This window comes from Pseudomonas sp. WPR_5_2, assembly GCF_003634475.1.
Lineage (GTDB): Bacteria > Pseudomonadota > Gammaproteobacteria > Pseudomonadales > Pseudomonadaceae > Aquipseudomonas > Aquipseudomonas izuensis.
Map to the genome: position 1 here is coordinate 315353 of NZ_RBLA01000007.1, position 21062 is coordinate 336414.

The following is a 21062-nucleotide window of genomic DNA, read 5'->3' on the forward strand; positions in this document are numbered from 1 at the left end:
AACAACCGCGGTGTGGCAATCGCGGGCAAGCCTTGCTCCCACAGGGTCAGGGTGAAAAAAGGGTGCCTCCGGCGCCCTTTTTTTATGGGCGCCGGATGGGCTATCCTCGGGCTCTCCCGCGCCGCCGTAGAGCCGGGTGTAGAGCAGGGAACCACCGATGATCACCAGTAAGCTGCCGAATGTCGGCATCACTATCTTCACTCAGATGTCTCAGCTCGCGGCTCAGACCGGCGCGCTCAATCTGTCCCAGGGCTTTCCGGATTTTGCTGCCCCGCAGGCCCTGTGCGATGCGGTCGGTCGGCATATCGCCAGCGGCCATAACCAGTACTCGCCAATGACCGGGCTGCCGGTGTTGCGTCAGCAGATCGCGGCGAAGATCGCCCGCAGTTACGGCGCGCAGGTGGATGTGGATACTGAAGTCACGGTCACCCCAGGCGCGACCGAAGCGATTTTCTGTGCCATTCAGGCGGTTATCCACAGCGGCGACGAAGTCATCGTGTTTGACCCGGCATACGACAGCTACGAACCCTCGGTAGAGCTGGCCGGCGGTCGTTGCGTGCACGTGCAACTGGGCCTGAACGATTTCAGTATCGACTTCGAGAAACTTGCCCAGGCACTGAGCCCGCGCACGCGGATGATCATTCTCAACTCCCCGCACAACCCTAGTGGTGCGCTGATCAGTCGTGCCGAACTCGATCAGTTGGCAGCGTTGATCCGTGATCGCGATATCTATGTGATCAGCGACGAAGTCTACGAACACCTGGTATATGACGGCGTGCCCCACGTCAGCGTGCTGGCTCATGAAGAGCTGTATCAGCGTGCCTTCGTGGTCAGCTCCTTCGGCAAGACTTACCATGTCACCGGCTGGAAAACCGGCTATGTGGTCGCGCCACCGGTACTGACGGCGGAATTGCGCAAGGTGCACCAGTACGTCAATTTCTGTGGTGTGACACCGCTGCAATATGCCTTGGCCGATTACATGGCCGAGCACCCTGAGCACGTCGAAGAGTTGCCGGGCTTCTATCAGGCCAAGCGCGATTTGTTCTGCGATCTGCTGGCGCCGTCGCGCTTCAGCTTCACCCGAGTGACAGGCACCTACTTCCAGTTGGTGGATTACTCGCAGATACGCCCGGATCTCAATGATGTCGAGATGGCGCTGTGGATGACCCGCGAACATGGCGTCGCGAGCATTCCAATCTCTGTGTTCTACCAGAAGCCGCCTGAAGGCCAGCGCCTGGTGCGGTTATGTTTTGCCAAGCGTGAGGAGACCCTGCGTGAAGCGGCGGAAAAACTATGCGTGATTTAAGTGCGTTGCCGAAGCTGACCGTTGCGCTGGTTCAGACTTCCCTGGCCTGGCATGACCGCCAGGCCAACCTGGAACATTTCGAGCCGTTGCTGGAACAGGCCCGTGGCGCCGATCTGATCATCTTGCCGGAAATGTTCACCACCGGTTTCTCCATGGAGTCGGAAACGCTGGCCGAGGCGGAAAACGGCCCCACCAGCAAATGGCTGCGGGCTCAGGCGTTGAGTCTCGATGCGGTGATCACCGGTAGCGTTATCGTTCAGGCAGCGGATGGCAGCCATCGCAATCGCCTGTTGTGGGCGCGGCCGGATGGCGAAGTGCTGCACTACGATAAGCGCCATCTGTTTCGCATGGCCGGCGAGCACCACCACTACACCCCCGGCGAGCGTCAGGTGCAGTTCGAACTCAAGGGCTGGCGGGTGCGACCGCTGATTTGCTACGACCTGCGCTTCCCGGTGTGGAGCCGCGACGCACAGGACACGGACCTTCTGCTGTACACCGCCAACTGGCCCGGTGCGCGGCGCCAGCACTGGAATCGTTTGTTGCCGGCCCGGGCGATCGAGAATCTGTGTTATGTGGCGGCGGTGAACCGTATTGGCACTGACGGCAAAGGCTTTGCGTATACCGGTGACAGCCAGGTACTGGATTTCCAGGGCGAGACATTGCTCAGCGCAGGGGAGGCGGACGGGGTGTTCAAGGTCGTGCTGGATGCGGCGGAACTGGCGGCTTATCGCACAAGGTTTCCGGCGAATCTGGATGCGGATACCTTCGAACTCACCTGAGGTTTTCGGCGTCTGAACCGGCCCCATCGCGGGCAAGCCCGCTCCCACAGGTTCTCTGGTGTACAAAAAACTTGAGTACACACTGATCATTGTGGGAGCGGGCTGCCCGCGAAGGGGGCGGAGCAGGTAACACAAAAACTGCAGGCAAACAAAAAGGCCCCGAGGTTCGCACCCCGGGGCCTTTTGCATTGCAGCGAAGGCTTACGCCGCTTTCGCTTCCGGCTGGCTCAACGAGCGGTTCAGCGCGCTGAACAGGGCCTTGAAGCTGGCAGTGGTGATGTTTTCATCGATGCCCACGCCGTGCACCGCGCGCTCGCCATTCACCCGCAGTTCAATGTAGGCCGCTGCCTTGGCGTTGGTGCCCGCGCCGATGGCGTGTTCGTTGTAGTCCATGATTTCCACCGGAATCGGCAGACCGGCCACCAGGGCTTCCAGGGCGCCGTTGCCCTTGCCGCGCCAGTGCAGGTTGGTTTCGCCCTGGCCTTTGCTGGCGACTTCCACTTCGACGGCGCTGTGACCGTTTTCTTCCTGCAGGCGATGGCTGACCAGCGCGTACGGGGTGTTGGCTTGCAGGTATTCGCTGATCAACAGCGAGTGAATCTGCTTGGCGGTCATTTCCAGGCCGAGGCGATCGGTTTCACGCTGCACGACCTGGCTGAACTCGATCTGCATGCGACGCGGCAGGCTGATGCCGTATTCCTGTTCCAGCAAGTAGGCGATACCACCCTTGCCCGACTGGCTGTTGACGCGGATGACCGCCTCGTAGCTGCGGCCGATGTCGGCCGGGTCGATCGGCAGGTACGGCACTTCCCACAGGGCGTCCGGTTTCTGCTGGGCGAAGCCCTTGCGGATCGCATCCTGGTGCGAGCCGGAGAATGCGGTGTGTACCAGGTCGCCGACGTACGGGTGACGCGGGTGAACCTGGATCTGGTTGCACTCTTCGACGACCTTGCGTACGCCGTCGATGTCGGAGAAGTCCAATTGCGGGTCAAGACCCTGGGTGTACATGTTCAGGGCCACGGTCACCAGATCGACGTTACCGGTGCGCTCGCCGTTGCCGAACAGGCAGCCTTCGACACGGTCGGCGCCGGCCATCAGGCCCAGTTCGGTGGCGGCAACGCCGGTGCCACGGTCGTTGTGGGTGTGCAGGCTGATGATCACGCTGTCACGACGATTGATGTGACGGCCGAACCATTCGATCTGGTCGGCATAGATGTTCGGGGTCGCGCATTCGACGGTGGCCGGCAGATTGAGGATCATCTTGTGCTCGGGCGTCGGGTTCCAGACTTCGATCACCGCGTCGCAGACTTCCTTGGCGAACTCAAGCTCGGTGGCGCTGAAGGTTTCCGGCGAGTACTCGAAGGTCCATTCGGTTTCCGGCTGCATGGCAGCGTATTTGACGAACAGCTTGGCCGCGCTCACGGCGATTTCCTTGATCCCGTCCTTGTCCTGGTTGAAGACAATGCGGCGGAAGGACGGGGAGGTCGCGTTATACAGGTGAACGATGGCTTTTTTCGCCCCGCGCAGGGATTCGAAGGTGCGGGCGATCAGGTCTTCACGGCCTTGGGTCAGCACCTGGATGGTGGTGTCGTCCGGGATGTGGCCGCCTTCGATCAGGGTGCGCACGAAGTCGAAGTCGGTTTGCGAAGCGGCCGGGAAGGAGGCTTCGATTTCTTTCACGCCCACCTGCACCAGGGTTTTCCAGAAGCGCAGCTTCTTGACGGCGTCCATCGGCTCGATCAGCGACTGGTTACCGTCACGCAGGTCGGAACTGCACCAGATCGGGGCGGCGGTGATGGTTTTCGACGGCCAGGTGCGGTCCGGGATGTCGATGGTCGGGAAGGCGCGGTATTTCGAAGACGGGTCTTTGAGCATGCTCATCGGGAAATCCTTATTGTGTGGGCCGAAAAAAGGCGGCCTGCCGGTGGATCGAATGTACTGGGTAAAGCGTAGGACGAGGCGCCGCGATTCAGCCCGGCAGTCGTGCGCTGACAAGGCACAGGCTGCGGTGCTGGCGGAGCTGAATGAGGGTGTGAGAGGTTTTCATGCCTTCAACCCTAACCGCGGGGGGGAAGGATGGCAAGCAGTCGAAAAAAATTGAGAGGAATACTCGTCGCGGCGCATTTATCGAGATTTTATTGCTTGGGATTTGTTTGAGGTTCAAGTTGTTTGCGCAAGGTTTGAGCGATGCGCAATCGGTTGTTTTAGCGCCTGATCCCCGCAGCGGGGCTATTCTTCTTTAAAGCCTCGACTGGCAAGCGGGAGTCGGCGATGAACGAGTCCGATTGGAAACAGTATTGCGTATTGCGTCCGGTGGCCCATGAGCGGATGTGTGCCCGGATCATGGCGGATGTCGAAAAGATCGTACTGGACAAGAGTATCGAGCCCTACGAACGGATCGAAGCCAGTGAGGAATTGCTTAAAGGCGCGCAAAAAGAGCTGTATTGGGCGTTTGGTGTTTTCAGGTTTTCGCGCCATGAAGCCCGCTCGCACTTGCTGGGTTTGTGTGCGCGGGAGTTGATTACGGCCGAGGAATTGACCTGGTTTTCAGCGGAGACGCAGGAGTGGGTCAGGCACTGTCTGGCGGACCGGGAAGTCCACGGGATTGAGGATCTGGAGGCAGAATAGGTGGTGTCTGTGATGCCGCTTTCGCGAGCAGGCTCGCTCCCACAAGGATCACCGAAAACCTGTGGGAGCGAGCCTGCTCGCGAAGAGGTCGGCAGCCAAACCGAAAACTAAGGCTGAAACGCCCCGATAAAAATCGCCGGATCCACCCGCGCATCATTCAGGCTGACATTCCAGTGCATGTGCGGCCCCGTCGCCCGCCCGGTAGCACCAACCTTGCCGACCACGCCACCGCGAGCCAGCTGCTGGCCAACCTTCACGTCAATCTTCGACATGTGGCAGAACATGCTGATGAAGCCCTGGCCGTGGTCGACAAACACGGTGTTGCCGTTAAAGAAATAATTGCCGATCAGGATCACCTTGCCCGCAGCCGGCGTCTTGATCGGTGTGCCAGCGGGCACGGCGAAATCAAGGCCCGAATGGGGATTGCGCTCTTCGCCATTGAAGAAACGGCGCACGCCGAACTTGCTCGACAGCGGGCCGTTGACCGGCTTGTCCAGCAGCAGGTTACTCGGCGTATTCGGGCTGAACGTGCGGTAGGCAGCGATCTGCTCGGCCAGTTCGCGCTCGATGCGCTTGAGGTTTTCCGGGTCTGGATTGACCTGTTGGGTGTTTTTCAGGGTGATGTGCTGTTCCGGGTATTTCTTGTTGCCGACGGTGAAACCCAGGTTACGGCCGCTGCTGTTGATGGACTGGGCACCGGGCTTGACCGTCAGTGGTACGCCGACAATGGCCAGCCAGTTGTTCTGCTCCTTGACCACCAGCACCGGTTTACCCTGATAACTGGCTTTCGGCGTTTGTGCGGAAGTGCCCAGGTCCACCACGGCGACGCCGCCGGGCACTGGTTTGTTCAACAGACGCGTAATGTAGCTGTCGGCGTAGGCATTGAAGGTCAGGCACAACAACAGACACGAAGCAAAAAAACGCGGCATGGATCAATCCAGTAAAGAAAGGGTGACGGGTGTCAGGTGATTGTCTTCGACCCGCACTTGCAGTTCGCCTTCACCCAGTTTGGCCTTCAGGCGCTGGCCGGTATGGGTTTGCCCGGCGCTGCGGATCGCGTTGCCGCGCTCGTCGAGCAAAATGCTGTAGCCGCGGCCGAGGGTCGCCAGGGGGCTGACCACATGCAGTGTCTGCATCTGGCTTTGCAGTTGCAGGCGACGGCTTTTCAATCCCTCGCGCATGGCGCGGGGCAAACGTTCGGCGAGGCTGTCGAGCCGTTGACGCAGCATCGCCAGTTGCCGGCCGGGATGCTGCGCGGCCAGGCGGGTTTCCAGACGGATCAGCCGTTCGCGGCGAGTATTGAGGCTGCGCTCGAAGGCCCGGCGCATACGCATGTCCAGATCGTCCAGCCGTTGCGCTTGCTGACGCAGGCGTTCGCCAGGATGACGCAATCGGCGGGAGATACCCTCCAGGCGCAGCCGATCACGCATCAGGCGGTCACGCATGCGCATCACCAACCGGCGGTGCAGGCTCTCGACCCGACGCAGCAAGTCGCTGGAGTCCGGCGCCAGCAGTTCGGCGGCCGCCGAAGGCGTGGGTGCGCGAACATCGGCCACGAAATCACTGATCGACACATCGGTTTCATGGCCGACGGCGCTGACAATCGGTGTCACGCAGGCATCCACGGCGCGGGCCACGGCTTCTTCGTTGAAGCACCAGAGGTCTTCCAGAGAGCCGCCGCCACGGGCCAGGATCAAGGCATCGAAGCCCCGGGCGTCCGCCAGTTTCAGTGCGCGGACAATCTGCGCGGTGGCCTCGCGGCCCTGCACGGCGGTGGGGATCAGCGTCAGTTGCACCTGCGGCGCGCGGCGGCGAAACACGCTGATGATGTCGCGAATCACTGCGCCGGTGGGCGAACTGATGATGCCGATGCGTTGCGGATGCGCCGGCAGCGGCACCTTGCGTTCGGCACTGAACAGGCCTTCGGCGCTGAGTTTTTCCTTCAAGGCATCGAAGGCCAGGCGCAACGCACCGTCGCCGGCGGGCTCCACGGTGTCGAGGATCAGCTGATAATCGCCGCGTCCCTCGAACAAGGAGACTTTGCCTCGCACCTTGACTGCCAGACCGTCCTTCAACGCCTGGCGTACCCGAGCGGCGTTCTGCCGGAAGAGTGCGCAACGTACTTGGGCGCCGCTGTCCTTGAGGGTGAAATACACGTGGCCGGACGCCGGGCGGGCGAGGTTGGAGATTTCGCCTTCGACCCAGATATTGCTGAACACGTCTTCGAGCAACACCCGCGCGCGGCCGTTGAGCTGGCTGACGGTCAGGACTTCGCGGTCCAGGCCGAGTCTTGCAAAGGGATCTTTAATCATGGGGCGCAGTTTAAAGGCATTCGGTGAACAATCTCCATGAGTCCGCATAAATCCCTTGTGGGAGCGAGCCTGCTCGCGAATGCATAGTGTCAGTCAACGAATGTGTTGAATGGAAAATCGCATTCGCGAGCAGGCTCGCTCCACAGGGGTTAGAGTCGTCAGTGATATTCAAGGAAGAAGGGGAAGTGTGTGTTTGATTTGTTGAGTCAGTGGCCATTCGGCGCAGTGGATTGGCTGGTGATCGGGACAGGCGTCGCCCTGGCCTACATCGTGTTCGGCATCGCCGGGTTCGGCACGGCATTGGTGGCGGGGCCGATTCTGATCCTGTTCATGCCGTTGTCCAAAATCGTGCCGCTGCTGGTGCTGCTGGATTTCGTCGCGGCGTTCGGCAATCTGTTGCCTTCGCGACGAAATGTGGCCAGGCCGGAGTTGCTGCGATTACTGCCGTGCATGGCTGTGGGCTGCACCCTGGGGGTGATTTTCCTGCTGAACCTGAAATCCGACCTGTTGCTGCTGTTGATGGGACTGTTCATCAGTGCCTATGCGGTCTACAGCCTGTGGATAAAGTCCCGTCCGGAACAATTGTCCGCCGTTTGGGCGCTGCCGATGGGCACTGTGGGCGGGATGTTTGGCGCATTGTTTGGCAGTGGCGGCTTTTTGTATGCGATCTATCTGAACAGTCGGCTATCCAAGGACGAAGCGCGGGCGACGCAAAGCGCGCTGATCAGTTGCAGCACGGTGGTGCGTTTGAGTCTGTTTGCGGTCGCGGGGGTGTATGCCGAACTGCCCTTGCTGGTACTGGCGCTGTGCCTGTTGCCGGCCATGGCGCTGGGGCTGTGGATTGGTCGGCGGTTGACCATGCGCTTGTCGCGCGAAGCCTTTGTGCGGCTGGTGACGTGGTTGGTGCTGGCGAGCGGGATTGCGCTGATTGGGCGTTATCTCAACACCTGACCATGGCCTGGCCTGTTTTTCTGTGGGAGCAAGCCTTGCTCCCACAGAAGAGTCGCACGCTGTAACAGTTCAATCGTTGTACTGACTCAACAACCGCTCCAGCCGCGCGCTGAGGCGGCGTTTGATTTCGGTTTCGATGTGCGGCGCGAAGTCGTCGATCACGTCTTGCATGATCAATTGCGCGGCGGCACGCAGTTCGCTGTCGAGGTATAGCAAGGCGTCGGCGTTCTTGCTGGCGCTGGGCGCCGGTTCGGCGGCAGGCTCGGGAGGTGTCGGCTCGACGGTCGGCGCGGGTTCGCTGACAGTGTCGAACAGCATGGGAATCTGTTCCTGATCACCTTCTTCGACCGTGTCGGTCAGCAGCGGTGGTTGCAGGTTGTCATCGCCGAGCAATTGGCGGATCGACTCAAGGTCGTCCAACAGGTGCGCGGACTTTTGCAGCGGTTTTGAAGTGTCCATCGGAAGGCTCAGAGTCGCTGTAAACGGTGATCTTGCAGAGGATAGCCCTGTTCGCGGTAGAAACGGAAACTCTCCCGCGCAGCCTGGCGGATCACCGGATCTTCGACCACCACTTCCGCCACGCGGGCGAAGCGTTGGGCAAAGGCCGGGACCTTCAGGTCGAGGTTGACCAGCAAATCCTGGTGCTGGCCGCAATCATCGCCAAACCCCAGCACGATCAGGCTGTCCGGTTCGCTTTCAGCGGGGCCGTGGGGCACGAAGCTTTCGCCCTTGAAGGCCCATAGGCGTGCGTCGAGATCATCGCGCTGGGTGGCGTCGCTGCAATGCAGATAGACGCGGTGGCCCATGCGCCAGGCTTTTTCGGTGAGCTTGCAGGCGAAATCCAGCCGTGCCGAAGGATCGGCGCTGGGCAGGATATAGAAGTCGACTTTGGTCATTGCGGTTCCTGAGCTTCAGGCGGCGTCACCCGAGAGTGACGCCGCCTGAAGTCATCGGTTTCAGGCTTTGGCGCGGTCCAGCAGGTATTGGGTCAGCAGGGGAACCGGACGGCCAGTGGCGCCCTTGTCCTTGCCGCCGCTGGTCCAAGCGGTGCCGGCGATGTCCAGGTGCGCCCAGTTCAGGTTCTTGGTGAAGCGCGACAGGAAGCAGGCTGCGGTGATGGTGCCGGCTTTCGGACCGCCGATGTTGGCGATGTCGGCGAACGGGCTGTCCAACTGTTCCTGGTATTCATCGAACAGCGGCAGTTGCCAGGCGCGGTCGTCGGCGGCCTTGCCAGCGCTCAGCAGTTGGCCGATCAGTTCGTCGTTGTTGCCCAGCAGGCCCGAAGTGTGGGAACCCAGGGCAACCACGCAGGCACCGGTCAGGGTGGCGATGTCGATGACCGCTTGCGGCTTGAAGCGCTCGGAGTAGGTCAGGGCGTCGCACAGCACCAGACGGCCTTCGGCGTCGGTGTTGAGGATTTCCACGGTCTGGCCGCTCATGGTGGTGACGATGTCGCCAGGGCGCGAAGCGTTGCCACTCGGCATGTTCTCGGCGCAAGCCAGGATGCACACCAGGTTGATCGGCAGCTTCAGTTCGAGCACGGCACGCAGCGTACCGAACACGCTGGCGGCGCCGCCCATGTCGTATTTCATTTCATCCATGCCGGCGCCAGGCTTGAGGCTGATGCCGCCGGTGTCGAAGGTGATGCCCTTGCCGACCAGTGCGTATGGCTTCTCGGATTTCTTGCCGCCGTTGTATTGCATGACGATCAGGCGCGGCGGCTGGGCGCTGCCCTGGCCGACGGCGTAGAACGAGCCCATGCCCAGTGCCTTGATCTTCTTCTCGTCGAGGACTTCGACTTTCAGATCCTTGAATTCTTTGCCGAGGTCTTTGGCTTGCTCGCCGAGGAACGTCGGGTGGCAGATGTTCGGCGGCAGGTTACCCAGGTTGCGGGTAAAGGCCATGCCGTTGGCGATTGCGGTGGCATGGGTCACGGCGCGTTGCACTTCAGCCTGGGCGGCCTTGATGGTCAGCAGGGTGATTTTCTTCAGGGTGCGGGGTTCGGCTTTCTGGCTCTTGAACTGGTCGAACTGGTACTCGCCGTCGACCAGGGTTTCGGCCAGCAGGCGGGTCTTGCCGTAGCTGTCACGGCCCTTGACCACGATTTCGTCCAGGGCCAGTACCGCGTCGCTGCCACCCAGGCCTTTCAGGGTGTTGAGCACGCCGGCGATGATTTTACGGAACGGGCGATCGCCCAGTTCTTCATCCTTGCCCACGCCTACCAACAGTACGCGCTCGGCTTTCAGGTTCGGCAGGCTGTGCAGCAGCAGGCTCTGGCCAACTTTGCCGGCCAGATCGCCGCGCTTGAGAACGGCGCTGATTGCGCCGCCGCTGAGCTCATCGAGTTGCTTGGCGGCAGCGCCGAGCTTGCGGCCTTCGGCGACGGAGACCACCAGCGTGGCGGTCTTCAACGTTTCCGGGTTTACGCTTTTTACAACCAGTTCCATGTCCGGGTCCCTGAATTGATGGTCAACTCGCAAGCGCTCGACTGCGGGTGCGCGTCGCTTGCGTGCATTTAAATAGAAAGGCGCCGATACCGATCGGCGACGAAGGCCGCAGTTTGAACCTCGCCGGAGGCGCCTGACAACCCTCGACAACATTAATGTAGGTGCGAGCCTGCTCGCGATAGACGTCCAGGCAACGCTGGCTTTCAGACAGTCCGCGACATTGTTGACGGCTATCGCGAGCAGGCTCGCTCCTGCATGGGGGAGATGCATTGCGCAGTGACAGGCGCACCCAATCACAGGATAATGCGCCATCTTTTTTCAGCGGCTCTGCTAGCGAGCTGTCTGATACGTTTGCTTGTTTGGCCGCCCTAGCCTGACAACCCTGGAGTGTCTGGTTTGATTGTCTTCCGTTATCTTTCCCGCGAAGTCTTGTTGACCTTGAGCGCCGTCAGTGCCGTGCTGCTGGTCATCATCATGAGCGGTCGTTTCATCAAATACCTCGCGCAAGCGGCCTCGGGTCTGCTGGATCCGGGCTCACTGTTCCTGATCATGGGCTTTCGCCTGCCCGGGTTTCTCCAGCTGATCCTGCCGCTGGGGCTGTTTCTCGGAATCCTGCTGTCCTATGGTCGCCTGTACCTCGAAAGCGAAATGACCGTACTCTCGGCCACGGGCATGAGTCAGGAGCGTCTGTTTTGCATGACGCTGTTTCCGGCCACGCTGGTCGCCCTCGTGGTGGCCTGGTTGAGCCTGAGCCTGGCACCACAGGGGGCCAATCAATTCCAGTTATTGCTGAACAAACAGGACGCCCTGACCGAATTCGATACCCTTGAGCCAGGTCGTTTCCAGGCCCTGCGCGACGGCACCCGCGTCACCTACACCGAGCGCATGTCGGACGATCGCGTCAATCTGGGCGGTGTGTTCATCTCGCAGAAAAACATCAGTTCCAACAACAAGGATCGCGGGATTTCAGTGCTGGTGGCCGAAAAGGGGCGCCAGGAAATCCGTCCGGATGGCAACCGCTACCTGATCCTCGATAACGGCTATCGCTATGACGGTAATCCGGGGCAGGCCGATTACCGGGCGATCAAGTACGACGAGTACGGTGTATTGCTGCCAAAGCCGGACGTCAGCGACGAAGTTACCGACCGCGATGCGATGACAACCCGCGCCTTGATGGGCAGTGATGACATTCGTCTGCGTGCCGAACTGCAATGGCGTATATCGTTGCCGTTGCTGGTGTTTGTCGTGACCTTGATGGCGGTGCCGCTGTCGCGGGTTAACCCGCGCCAGGGCCGGTTCCTCAAATTGCTGCCGGCGATTCTTCTTTACATGGCATACCTGACCATCCTGATTGCTGCTCGCGGTGCCCTCGATAAAGGCAAGATCCCGGCGGTGATGGGCTTGTGGTGGGTGCACGGGATATTCCTGGCCATTGGTCTGGGCCTGCTTTATTGGGAACCTTTGCGTTTGAAGAGGGCGAGTCGCCGCAGCGCGCTGGAGGTGGCCCGTGGTTAAGCTGGATCGCTACATCGGTAGCAGCGTACTCATATCGATTCTGGCCGTCCTGGGGATCATTCTCGGTCTGGCGACCCTGTTCGCATTCATCGACGAGATGGGTGAAGTCAGTGATACCTACACCCTGCTCGATGTCCTGAGCTATGTGACGCTGACCGCGCCGCGCCGTCTCTACGACATGCTGCCGATGGCGGCGCTGATCGGGTGCCTGATCGGTCTGGGTACACTGGCCAGTAACAGTGAGTTGACCATCATGCGCGCCGCCGGCGTGTCCATCGGTCGAATCGTCTGGGCGGTCATGAAGCCAATGCTGGTGTTGATGCTTGCCGGCGTACTGATTGGCGAGTACGTCGCCCCGCCTACCGAAAACATGGCTCAGGCCAATCGCTCGCTGGCCCAGGGTGGCGGCGATGCACAAAGCTCCAAGCACGGAATATGGCACCGCCAGGGTGATGAGTTCATCCACATCAACTCGGTACAACCAAACGGTATCTTGTACGGTGTGACCCGTTATCGCTTCGACAACGAGCGGCATATGCTCTCGGCGAGTTTTGCCAAGCGTGCGGACTTCGATAAGGATCACTGGCAGTTGACGGACGTCACCACGACGTTGTTCCACGACAAGAGCACTGAAGTGGTGTCTGCCCCGGTCGAGCGCTGGAACGTGGCGTTGAGCCCGCAATTGCTGAGCACCGTTGTGCTGACGCCGGAGTCGCTGTCGATCAGTGGCCTGTGGGGTTACATCCACTACCTGGCGGATCAGGGGCTGAGCAATGGCCGGTACTGGCTGGCATTCTGGGTCAAGGTTCTGCAACCCGTGGTGACGGCAGCCTTGGTGCTGATGGCCATTTCCTTCATTTTCGGCCCATTGCGTTCGGTGACCCTCGGCCAGCGGGTATTTACCGGCGTGCTGGTGGGCTTCACATTCCGTATTGTTCAGGATCTGCTGGGGCCTTCGAGCCTGGTATTTGGCTTTTCGCCATTGTTTTCGGTACTGGTGCCAACCGGTGTTTGTGCCTTGGCAGGGCTCTGGTTACTGCGTCGAGCAGGTTGATGACGGGTTTTTCCCGACCTTGCTCATGATGAAAAACGCCTCTGTCGCAAGACCGGGGCGTTTTTGTACGCGCCGTCTGACCTGTGAACGTGACGCTTGCGCCGTGGATCAGGTACAATTCCCGGCTATTTTTCGGCGGGCTATGCCTGCAGCCTTTTTGAGTGTTGATCCGTGAGTGATTTGAGTCATATCCGCAATTTCTCCATCATCGCCCACATTGACCATGGCAAGTCGACGCTGGCCGATCGCTTCATCCAGATGTGCGGCGGCCTGGCCGAGCGTGAAATGGAAGCCCAGGTACTGGACTCCATGGACCTTGAGCGTGAGCGCGGAATCACCATCAAGGCGCATAGCGTCACCCTGTATTACAAAGCCAAAGATGGTATCAACTACCAGCTGAACTTCATTGACACCCCCGGCCACGTTGACTTCACCTACGAAGTCAGCCGTTCGTTGGCGGCCTGTGAAGGCGCACTGCTGGTGGTCGATGCCGGTCAGGGCGTGGAAGCACAGTCGGTTGCCAACTGCTATACGGCAATCGAGCAGGGCCTGGAAGTGATGCCGGTGCTGAACAAGATCGACCTGCCACAGGCCGATCCGGAGCGCGTCAAGGAAGAAATCGAAAAAATCATCGGCATCGATGCCACCGACGCGGTCACCTGCTCTGCCAAGACCGGTCTGGGCGTCGATGAGGTGCTCGAACGCCTGGTGACCACCATTCCGGCGCCGACCGGCAACATCGAAGATCCGCTGCAAGCGTTGATCATCGACTCCTGGTTCGACAATTACCTGGGCGTTGTGTCCCTGGTTCGCGTGCGCCATGGCCGCGTGAAGAAAGGCGACAAGATCCTGGTCAAGTCCACCGGCAAGATCCACCTGGTGGACAGCGTTGGTGTCTTCAACCCGAAACACACCCCTACCGCCGACCTGAAGGCCGGTGAAGTGGGTTTCATCATCGCCAGCATCAAGGACATTCACGGGGCGCCAGTGGGCGACACCCTGACCTTGAGCTCGACGCCGGACGTCGACGTGCTGCCGGGGTTCAAGCGCATCCAGCCGCAGGTCTACGCGGGCCTGTTTCCGGTCAGCTCCGACGACTTCGAAGACTTCCGCGAGGCGCTGCAAAAGCTCACCCTCAACGATTCGTCGCTGCAATACACCCCGGAAAGCTCCGACGCACTGGGCTTCGGCTTCCGTTGCGGCTTCCTCGGCATGCTGCACATGGAAATCATCCAGGAGCGCCTCGAGCGCGAGTACAACCTGGACCTGATCACCACGGCACCGACGGTAATCTTCGAACTGCTGCTCAAGACCGGCGAGACGATCTACGTCGATAACCCGTCCAAGCTCCCGGACCTGTCCGCCATCGAAGACATGCGCGAGCCGATCGTGCGCGCCAACATTCTTGTGCCGCAAGAGCACCTGGGTAACGTCATCACCCTGTGCATCGAAAAGCGCGGTGTGCAAGTAGACATGCTGTTCCTCGGCTCCCAGGTACAAGTGACCTACGACCTGCCGATGAACGAAGTGGTGCTGGACTTCTTCGACCGTCTGAAATCCACCAGTCGCGGCTATGCTTCTCTGGACTACCATTTCGATCGTTACCAATCGGCCAGCCTGGTGAAATTGGACGTGCTGATCAACGGCGACAAGGTCGACGCCCTGGCGTTGATCGTGCACCGTGACAATTCGCACTACAAAGGTCGCCAGTTGACCGAGAAGATGAAGGATCTGATTCCGCGGCAGATGTTCGACGTGGCAATCCAGGCCGCCATTGGCGGGCAGATTGTGGCGCGGACAACCGTCAAGGCGCTCAGAAAGAACGTATTGGCCAAATGCTACGGTGGTGACGTCAGCCGTAAGAAAAAGCTGCTGGAAAAGCAAAAGGCCGGTAAAAAACGCATGAAGCAGGTCGGTAACGTGGAAATTCCACAAGAAGCCTTCCTTGCGGTGCTCAGGTTGGATAGCTAGGTCCTATGTCACTAAATTTCCCGCTGTTGCTGGTCATCGCCGTGTTCGTTTGCGGCCTGTTGGCGTTGCTCGATGTGCTGTTCCTGGCGCCGCGTCGTCGGTCTGCCATTGCCTCCTATCAGGGCAGCGTCAGTCAGCCTGATAGTGTGGTGGTCGAGAAGCTGAACAAGGAGCCGCTGCTGGTCGAGTACGGCAAATCGTTCTTCCCGGTGTTGTTCATCGTGCTGGTGCTGCGTTCGTTCCTGGTGGAGCCGTTCCAGATTCCGTCCGGTTCGATGAAGCCAACCCTGGATGTCGGTGACTTCATTCTGGTAAGCAAGTTTTCCTACGGGATCCGCTTGCCGGTGATCGACAAGAAAGTCATCGAAGTTGGTGATCCGCAGCGCGGCGATGTCATGGTGTTCCGTTACCCGAGCGATCCGAACGTCAACTACATCAAGCGTGTGGTTGGTTTGCCGGGCGACACGGTTCGTTACACCGCCGACAAGCGTCTGTTCGTCAACGGTCAATCGATTGCCGAGCAATTGGTCGGCTCCGAGCCGGGCACGCTGGGCAGCGCTGAGCTGTACAAGGAAAAACTCGGTGCGGTTGAGCACATGATCCGCAAGGAAATGAGTCGCTACCGCGCAATGCCGGATCATTCGTGGACCGTGCCTGCCGGGCATTACTTCATGATGGGCGACAACCGCGACAACTCGAACGACAGTCGCTACTGGGATGACCCAAACATTCCCAAGGATCTGCTGGGCATGGTTCCCGACAAGAATATCGTCGGCAAGGCCTTTGCAGTCTGGATGAGCTGGCCGGAACCAAAACTCAGTCACCTGCCGAATTTCTCGCGGGTTGGCCTGATCCAGTAATCAAACACGGCGCTGTTGAACACAGCGCCGAATGCATTTCTGGAGCCGGCACAATCGGCGACAGAAGCATGAAGCCAATGATATTCAGGACGTTATTTTTGAACACAGCGTTAATTGTCCCAAGCCTGCGTCGACTCCCGGCGATGGCGGTGGAATCCAACCACGAACTCAGCGTGGGTAAACCGTGAGCGTCTCCTTAAGCCGTCTCGAGCGTCAGCTCGGCTACACCTTCAAGGATCAGGAACTGATGGTCCTGGCCCTGACTCACCGCAGTTTTGCCGGGCGCAACAACGAACGCCTGGAGTTCCTCGGTGACGCCATCCTCAACTTTGTCGCCGGCGAGGCGCTGTTCGATCGCTTCCCGTTGGCGCGTGAAGGCCAGTTGTCGCGTTTACGCGCACGCCTGGTGAAAGGTGAGACCCTGGCCGTGCTGGCCCGTGGCTTCGATCTGGGCGAATACCTGCGCCTGGGTTCGGGCGAACTGAAAAGCGGCGGTTTTCGCCGCGAATCGATTCTGGCCGATGCCCTGGAAGCGTTGATTGGTGCGATCTACCTGGACGCTGGCATGGAAGTGGCACGCGAGCGCGTACTGGCCTGGCTGGCCGGCGAGTTCGAAGGCCTGACGCTGGTCGACACCAACAAAGATCCGAAAACCCGTCTGCAGGAGTTTCTGCAATCCCGTGGTTGTGAGCTGCCGCGTTACGAAGTGGTGGATATCCAGGGTGAACCGCATTGCCGGACGTTTTTCGTCGAATGCGAGATCATCTTACTGAATGAAAAAAGCCGAGGTCAGGGTGTGAGCCGTCGTATTGCCGAACAGGTAGCGGCCGCCGCAGCACTGATTGCCCTGGGTGTGGAGAATGGCAATGACTGATACAAACGCAACTCGCTGTGGCTATGTTGCCATCGTCGGCCGTCCGAACGTGGGCAAGTCCACGTTGTTGAACCACATCCTGGGTCAGAAGCTGGCGATCACCTCGCGCAAGCCGCAAACCACCCGTCACAACATGCTCGGCATCAAGACCGAAGGCGATGTGCAGGCGATCTACGTCGACACGCCCGGCATGCACAAGGGTGGCGAGAAGGCCCTGAACCGCTACATGAACAAGACCGCTTCGGCGGCGTTGAAAGACGTCGACGTGGTGATCTTCGTGGTTGACCGCACCAAGTGGACCGAAGAAGACCAGATGGTCCTCGAGCGCGTGCAATACGTGACCGGCCCGCTGATTGTCGCGCTGAACAAGACCGACCGCATCGAGGACAAGGCCGAGCTGATGCCGCACCTGTCCTGGTTGCAGGAACAGTTGCCGAACGCACAGATCATCCCGATTTCGGCTCAGCACGGGCACAACCTCGATGCGCTGGAGCGAGTGATCGCTGATCATCTGCCGGAAAACGATCACTTCTTCCCGGAAGACCAGATCACTGACCGCAGCAGTCGCTTCCTGGCCGCTGAATTGGTGCGTGAAAAAATCATGCGCCAGATGGGCGCCGAGCTGCCGTACCAGATCACCGTTGAAATCGAAGAGTTCAAGCAGCAGGGGAAAACCCTGCACATTCATGCACTGATTCTCGTCGAGCGTGACGGCCAGAAGAAAATCATCATTGGCGACAAGGGCGAGCGCATCAAGCGCATCGGCACCGAGGCGCGCAAGGACATGGAGCTGCTGTTCGACTCCAAGATCATGCTTAACCTCTGGGTGAAGGTTAAGGGTGGCTGGTCCGATGACGAGCGTGCGTTGCGCTCGTTGGGTTATGGCGACCTGTAAGCCAACATAGATCTACTGTGGGAGCGAGCCTGCTCGCGAAGAGGGTGTAGCATTCAGCATTGATGTTGACTGTCACACCGCTTTCGCGAGCAGGCTCGCTCCCACAGTGGTTTTTGGCTGTTTGAAAAATTGCGTTCTGTCATTGAGAGCTCCATGTCCCAGCCAATCGGCCAACCCGCCTACGTCCTCCATAGTCGCGCCTACCGCGAAAGCAGTGCCCTGGTGGACTTCCTCACGCCGCAAGGTCGGCTGCGGGCGGTGTTGCGCAGTGCGCGGGGCAAGGCCGGGACACTGGCGCGGCCGTTCGTGCCGCTGGAAGTGGAGTTTCGCGGGCGAGGCGAGTTGAAGAATGTCGGGCGCATGGAAAGCGCCGGCGTTTCCACCTGGCTCAATGGCGAGGCGCTGTTCAGTGGCCTGTATCTCAATGAACTGCTGATTCGCCTGTTGCCCGCCGAAGACCCTCTTCCCGGCGTATTCGATCACTACGCTGCGACTTTGCTGGCCCTGGCCGAAGGTCGTCCGCTGGAGCCGTTGTTACGCTCCTTCGAATGGCGATTGCTCAGCGACCTCGGCTACGGCTTTGCCCTTGATACCGATATGCATGGCGAGCCCATCGCCCCGGACGGCCTATATCGCCTGCAAGTGGATGCCGGGCTGGAGCGGGTCTACCTGCTGCAACCGGGGCTGTTCAATGGCATCGAGCTGCTGGCCATGGCCGATGCCGACTGGTCTGCCCCCGGTGCATTGTCTGCAGCCAAGCGTTTGATGCGTCAGGCGCTGGCAGTTCATTTGGGCGGTCGGCCACTTGTCAGTCGTGAGCTGTTTCGCAAGCCCTGATCACCCCGTATGCTGTGCACCGAACTTTCTCTTCTTCTGGAGCGCTTCCGTGACCACCAGCACCCGCATTCTTCTTGGCGTGAACATCGACCACGTTGCCACCCTGCGTCAGGCACGGGGCACACGCTACCCGGACCCGGTCAAGGCAGCACTGGATGCGGAAGAGGCGGGCGCTGACGGCATCACCGTGCATCTGCGTGAAGACCGCCGACACATCCAGGAGCGCGACGTGCTGCTGCTCAAGGATGTGCTGCAAACCCGCATGAACTTCGAAATGGGCGTCACCGAAGAAATGATGGCGTTCGCCGAGCGCATCCGGCCGGCGCACATTTGCCTGGTGCCGGAAACCCGTCAGGAGTTGACGACTGAAGGTGGTCTGGACGTGGCAGGGCAGGAAGCGCGGATCAAGGCTGCTGTGGAGCGCTTGTCGAAGATCGGCTCCGAAGTGTCGCTGTTCATCGATGCCGATGAGCGGCAGATCGAGGCTTCCCGTCGAGTCGGTGCGCCGGCCATCGAGCTGCACACCGGCCGATATGCCGATGCCGAGACGCCGACTGAAGTGGCTGAAGAGCTCAAGCGTGTCGCGGACGGCGTGGCGTTCGGTCTGGCCCAGGGTCTGATCGTCAATGCCGGCCATGGCCTGCACTATCACAACGTCGAGGCCGTGGCGGCGATCAAGGGCATCAACGAACTGAACATCGGCCATGCGCTGGTGGCCCATGCGTTGTTTGTCGGGTTCAAATCGGCGGTGTCGGAGATGAAGGCACTGATTTTGGCGGCTGCCGCCAAAGCCTAAGCGACAATACAAAACCAATGTGGGAGCGAGCCTGCTCGCGATTGCAGTCTGACATCCGGCATTGATGTCGACTGACACTCAGCCATCGCGAGCAGGCTCGCTCCCACAGTTTTGATTGGGGCGGCTTTAGAGCGGCGGGTTTTCCTGAGCGGGCTTGGTCTTGTCGATCCCCGGAACATGCAGGTTGCCCTCGGCGACCTGATCGCCTTCAAGCTGCGGCTGCGTGACCCAGGTCAGGATGTCGTAGTAGCGACGGATGTTCGCCACAAAGTGCACAGGCTCGCCGCCACGGGCGTAGCCGTAACGGGTTTTGCTGTACCACTTCTTCTCGGACAGGCGCGGCAGGATCTTTTTTACGTCAAGCCACCTGTCGGGATTGAGCCCTTCCTTGGCCGCCAGTTTGCGTGCGTCATCCAGGTGTCCGCTGCCAACGTTGTAGGCTGCCAGGGCAAACCAGGTGCGGTCAGGTTCCTGGATCGACTCGTCGAGCTGATCTTTCATGTAGGCCAGGTACTTGGCGCCGCCCATGATGCTCTGCTTGGGGTCGAGACGGTTGGACACGCCCATGGCCTGCGCGGTGTTCTGGGTCAGCATCATCAAGCCGCGTACGCCGGTCTTGGACGTCACGGCCGGTTGCCACAGGGATTCCTGGTAACCGATCGCCGCCAGCAGGCGCCAATCGACTTTTTCCTTTTTGGCGTACGCCTTGAAGTGCTGTTCATACTTGGGCAGGCGCTGCTGCAAGTGCTGGGCGAACGTGGTGGCGCCCATGTAGCCGAGGACATCGACATGCCCGTAATAGCGGTCTTTGAGGCGTTGCAGGGTGCCGTTTTTCTTGACCTTGTCGAGGTAGTCGTTGATTTCGTTGAGCAGGCTGTTGTCATCGCCGGCCGCCACCGCCCAGCTCTGTTCACTGGCGTCACCCAGGTCAAAGGCGACCCGGATGTTGGTGAAATACACCTGGTTCATCGCGACTTCGTTGGAATCGACCAGTGTCAGGTCGATCTGACCTTCGTCCACCATGCGCAGGAGATCGACGACCTCGACCGCGTCGGATTCTTCGTACTCGATGCCGGGAAACTTCTTTTTCAACTGCGCCAGTTGTTCGGCGTGGGTGCTGCCCTTGAGCACTATGATCTTCTTGCCCACCAGATCCTTCGCCTCGGTAGGGCGCGACTGGCCGTTGCGGTAGATGATCTGCGGAGTGACTTCCAGGTAGGAGTGGGAAAACCGCACCTGCTTCTTGCGTTCTTCGCTGCTGACCAGGCCGGCAGCCGCCAGCACCGGGCCATTTGGCTTGCCCACCTGATTGAATAGATCGTCCAGGTTGTCGGCGGTCTCGATCTTGAGCTCCACCCCCAGATCGTCGGCGAAGCGCTTCACCAGCTCGTATTCGAAGCCGGTTTCACCGTTGCGATCCTGAAAGTAGGTGGCGGGGCTGTTACGGGTAACCACCCGCAGCACACCATCCTCCTTTACGCGCTCGAGTGTGTTGGGTTTATCAACACAGCCACCGAGCATCAGGAAGAGTCCGGTTGCGATCAGCCATTTGGCGTACCGCGGACGTAAAGCCGTTGGGGAAAACATCTGCGCAGTATACGCAAAGGACCACGGGCGCCATATCTCGACAGCGAAGGGCTAGTCTGCTAGCGATCACAAAACCGACCGAAACCCCGCAGGAATGGGCCTTTTCTACATTTTGTTACGGTAAAAATAAGCTGTCGTCACACGCCCGGTTAACCTGACTTTCGAGGCAGAAACACAGATTGGCACCCGAGTGCAACCGTGCGTAGCGTTTCGGGTGATGTCGCGGGCTGTTTAGGCTAGAATGCACGGC

20 protein-coding genes are annotated in these 21062 nt (G+C 59.9%); 13 read left to right on the plus strand and 7 right to left on the minus strand.

Annotated features, from left to right (window positions below; translation table 11 throughout):
• The first annotated feature begins 157 nt into the window (after positions 1-157).
• Positions 158-1306, plus strand: a complete 1149-nt coding sequence (locus BJ917_RS25235) for a pyridoxal phosphate-dependent aminotransferase (RefSeq protein WP_096513308.1) — start codon at positions 158-160, stop codon at positions 1304-1306.
• A complete protein-coding gene (locus tag BJ917_RS25240) occupies positions 1294-2085 on the plus strand; it encodes an amidohydrolase (RefSeq protein ID WP_096513307.1) in 792 nt (263 codons plus the stop codon). Before BJ917_RS25235 ends, BJ917_RS25240 begins: the two co-directional genes overlap by 13 nt.
• A gap of 201 nt (positions 2086-2286) precedes the next feature.
• Here BJ917_RS25240 and leuA read toward each other — a convergent pair whose 3' ends face one another.
• On the minus strand, positions 2287-3966 hold the full coding sequence (leuA, locus tag BJ917_RS25245) for a 2-isopropylmalate synthase (protein ID WP_096513306.1): 1680 nt from the start codon (positions 3964-3966) through the stop codon (positions 2287-2289).
• A 164-nt stretch (positions 3967-4130) separates the two neighbouring features.
• Here leuA and BJ917_RS25255 point away from each other — a divergent pair, with 164 nt between their 5' ends.
• Positions 4131-4328, plus strand: a complete 198-nt coding sequence (locus BJ917_RS25255) for a hypothetical protein (protein WP_121105106.1) — start codon at positions 4131-4133, stop codon at positions 4326-4328.
• A gap of 28 nt (positions 4329-4356) precedes the next feature.
• Entirely contained in the window at positions 4357-4713 is a 357-nt protein-coding gene (locus BJ917_RS25260) for a hypothetical protein (protein ID WP_121105108.1), read from the plus strand.
• Positions 4714-4820: 107 nt separating this feature from the next.
• Here BJ917_RS25260 and BJ917_RS25265 read toward each other — a convergent pair whose 3' ends face one another.
• Together BJ917_RS25265 and xseA are read right to left on the minus strand one after the other, a co-directional pair.
• Positions 4821-5642 (minus strand): peptidoglycan DD-metalloendopeptidase family protein, encoded by an 822-nt coding sequence (locus BJ917_RS25265; RefSeq protein WP_121105110.1) that lies wholly within the window; start codon positions 5640-5642, stop codon positions 4821-4823.
• A 3-nt stretch (positions 5643-5645) separates the two neighbouring features.
• Complete coding sequence (gene xseA / locus BJ917_RS25270) at positions 5646-7025, minus strand: exodeoxyribonuclease VII large subunit (protein ID WP_121105112.1); 1380 nt, start codon at positions 7023-7025, stop codon at positions 5646-5648.
• A 189-nt stretch (positions 7026-7214) separates the two neighbouring features.
• Between xseA and BJ917_RS25275 the strand changes: the two genes are divergently transcribed.
• Positions 7215-7976, plus strand: coding sequence for a sulfite exporter TauE/SafE family protein (locus BJ917_RS25275; protein ID WP_096513300.1), 762 nt, complete (start codon positions 7215-7217; stop codon positions 7974-7976).
• 69 nt (positions 7977-8045) lie between these two features.
• Here BJ917_RS25275 and BJ917_RS25280 read toward each other — a convergent pair whose 3' ends face one another.
• Genes BJ917_RS25280 through BJ917_RS25290 form a run of 3 tightly spaced genes read right to left on the minus strand, consistent with a single transcriptional unit; the run spans position 8046 to position 10423 of the window.
• Positions 8046-8435: a DNA polymerase III subunit chi gene (locus BJ917_RS25280; RefSeq protein ID WP_121105114.1), complete on the minus strand. Its 390-nt coding sequence runs from the start codon at positions 8433-8435 to the stop codon at positions 8046-8048.
• 8 nt (positions 8436-8443) lie between these two features.
• Complete coding sequence (locus BJ917_RS25285) at positions 8444-8872, minus strand: DNA polymerase III subunit chi (protein ID WP_096513298.1); 429 nt, start codon at positions 8870-8872, stop codon at positions 8444-8446.
• Between the two features lie 60 nt (positions 8873-8932).
• Positions 8933-10423, minus strand: a complete 1491-nt coding sequence (locus BJ917_RS25290; RefSeq protein WP_121105117.1) for a leucyl aminopeptidase — start codon at positions 10421-10423, stop codon at positions 8933-8935.
• A gap of 396 nt (positions 10424-10819) precedes the next feature.
• Here BJ917_RS25290 and lptF point away from each other — a divergent pair, with 396 nt between their 5' ends.
• The 8 genes from lptF to pdxJ all read left to right on the plus strand — a co-directional run bounded on the left by lptF (position 10820) and on the right by pdxJ (position 19225).
• On the plus strand, positions 10820-11938 hold the full coding sequence (gene lptF / locus BJ917_RS25295; protein ID WP_096513296.1) for an LPS export ABC transporter permease LptF: 1119 nt from the start codon (positions 10820-10822) through the stop codon (positions 11936-11938).
• Positions 11931-12992, plus strand: coding sequence for an LPS export ABC transporter permease LptG (lptG, locus tag BJ917_RS25300; protein WP_096513295.1), 1062 nt, complete (start codon positions 11931-11933; stop codon positions 12990-12992). Before lptF ends, lptG begins: the two co-directional genes overlap by 8 nt.
• Before the next feature lie 171 nt (positions 12993-13163).
• Positions 13164-14963 carry a translation elongation factor 4 gene (gene lepA / locus BJ917_RS25305; RefSeq protein ID WP_008020289.1) on the plus strand — a complete coding sequence of 600 codons (1800 nt, stop codon included), beginning with the start codon at positions 13164-13166 and terminating at the stop codon, positions 14961-14963.
• Between the two features lie 5 nt (positions 14964-14968).
• A complete protein-coding gene (gene lepB, locus BJ917_RS25310) occupies positions 14969-15823 on the plus strand; it encodes a signal peptidase I (RefSeq protein WP_096513294.1) in 855 nt (284 codons plus the stop codon).
• A 184-nt stretch (positions 15824-16007) separates the two neighbouring features.
• Positions 16008-16697: a ribonuclease III gene (gene rnc / locus BJ917_RS25315; protein WP_018927089.1), complete on the plus strand. Its 690-nt coding sequence runs from the start codon at positions 16008-16010 to the stop codon at positions 16695-16697.
• Positions 16690-17592 carry a GTPase Era gene (era, locus tag BJ917_RS25320; RefSeq protein WP_053162286.1) on the plus strand — a complete coding sequence of 301 codons (903 nt, stop codon included), beginning with the start codon at positions 16690-16692 and terminating at the stop codon, positions 17590-17592. The genes rnc and era overlap by 8 nt, the downstream gene beginning before the upstream one ends.
• A 153-nt stretch (positions 17593-17745) precedes the next feature.
• A complete protein-coding gene (gene recO, locus BJ917_RS25330; RefSeq protein WP_096513293.1) occupies positions 17746-18429 on the plus strand; it encodes a DNA repair protein RecO in 684 nt (227 codons plus the stop codon).
• Positions 18430-18478: 49 nt separating this feature from the next.
• Complete coding sequence (gene pdxJ / locus BJ917_RS25335) at positions 18479-19225, plus strand: pyridoxine 5'-phosphate synthase (protein ID WP_096513292.1); 747 nt, start codon at positions 18479-18481, stop codon at positions 19223-19225.
• A 126-nt stretch (positions 19226-19351) separates the two neighbouring features.
• Here pdxJ and mltF read toward each other — a convergent pair whose 3' ends face one another.
• Positions 19352-20812: a membrane-bound lytic murein transglycosylase MltF gene (gene mltF / locus BJ917_RS25340; protein ID WP_096513291.1), complete on the minus strand. Its 1461-nt coding sequence runs from the start codon at positions 20810-20812 to the stop codon at positions 19352-19354.
• Between the last annotated feature and the right edge of the window lie 250 nt (positions 20813-21062).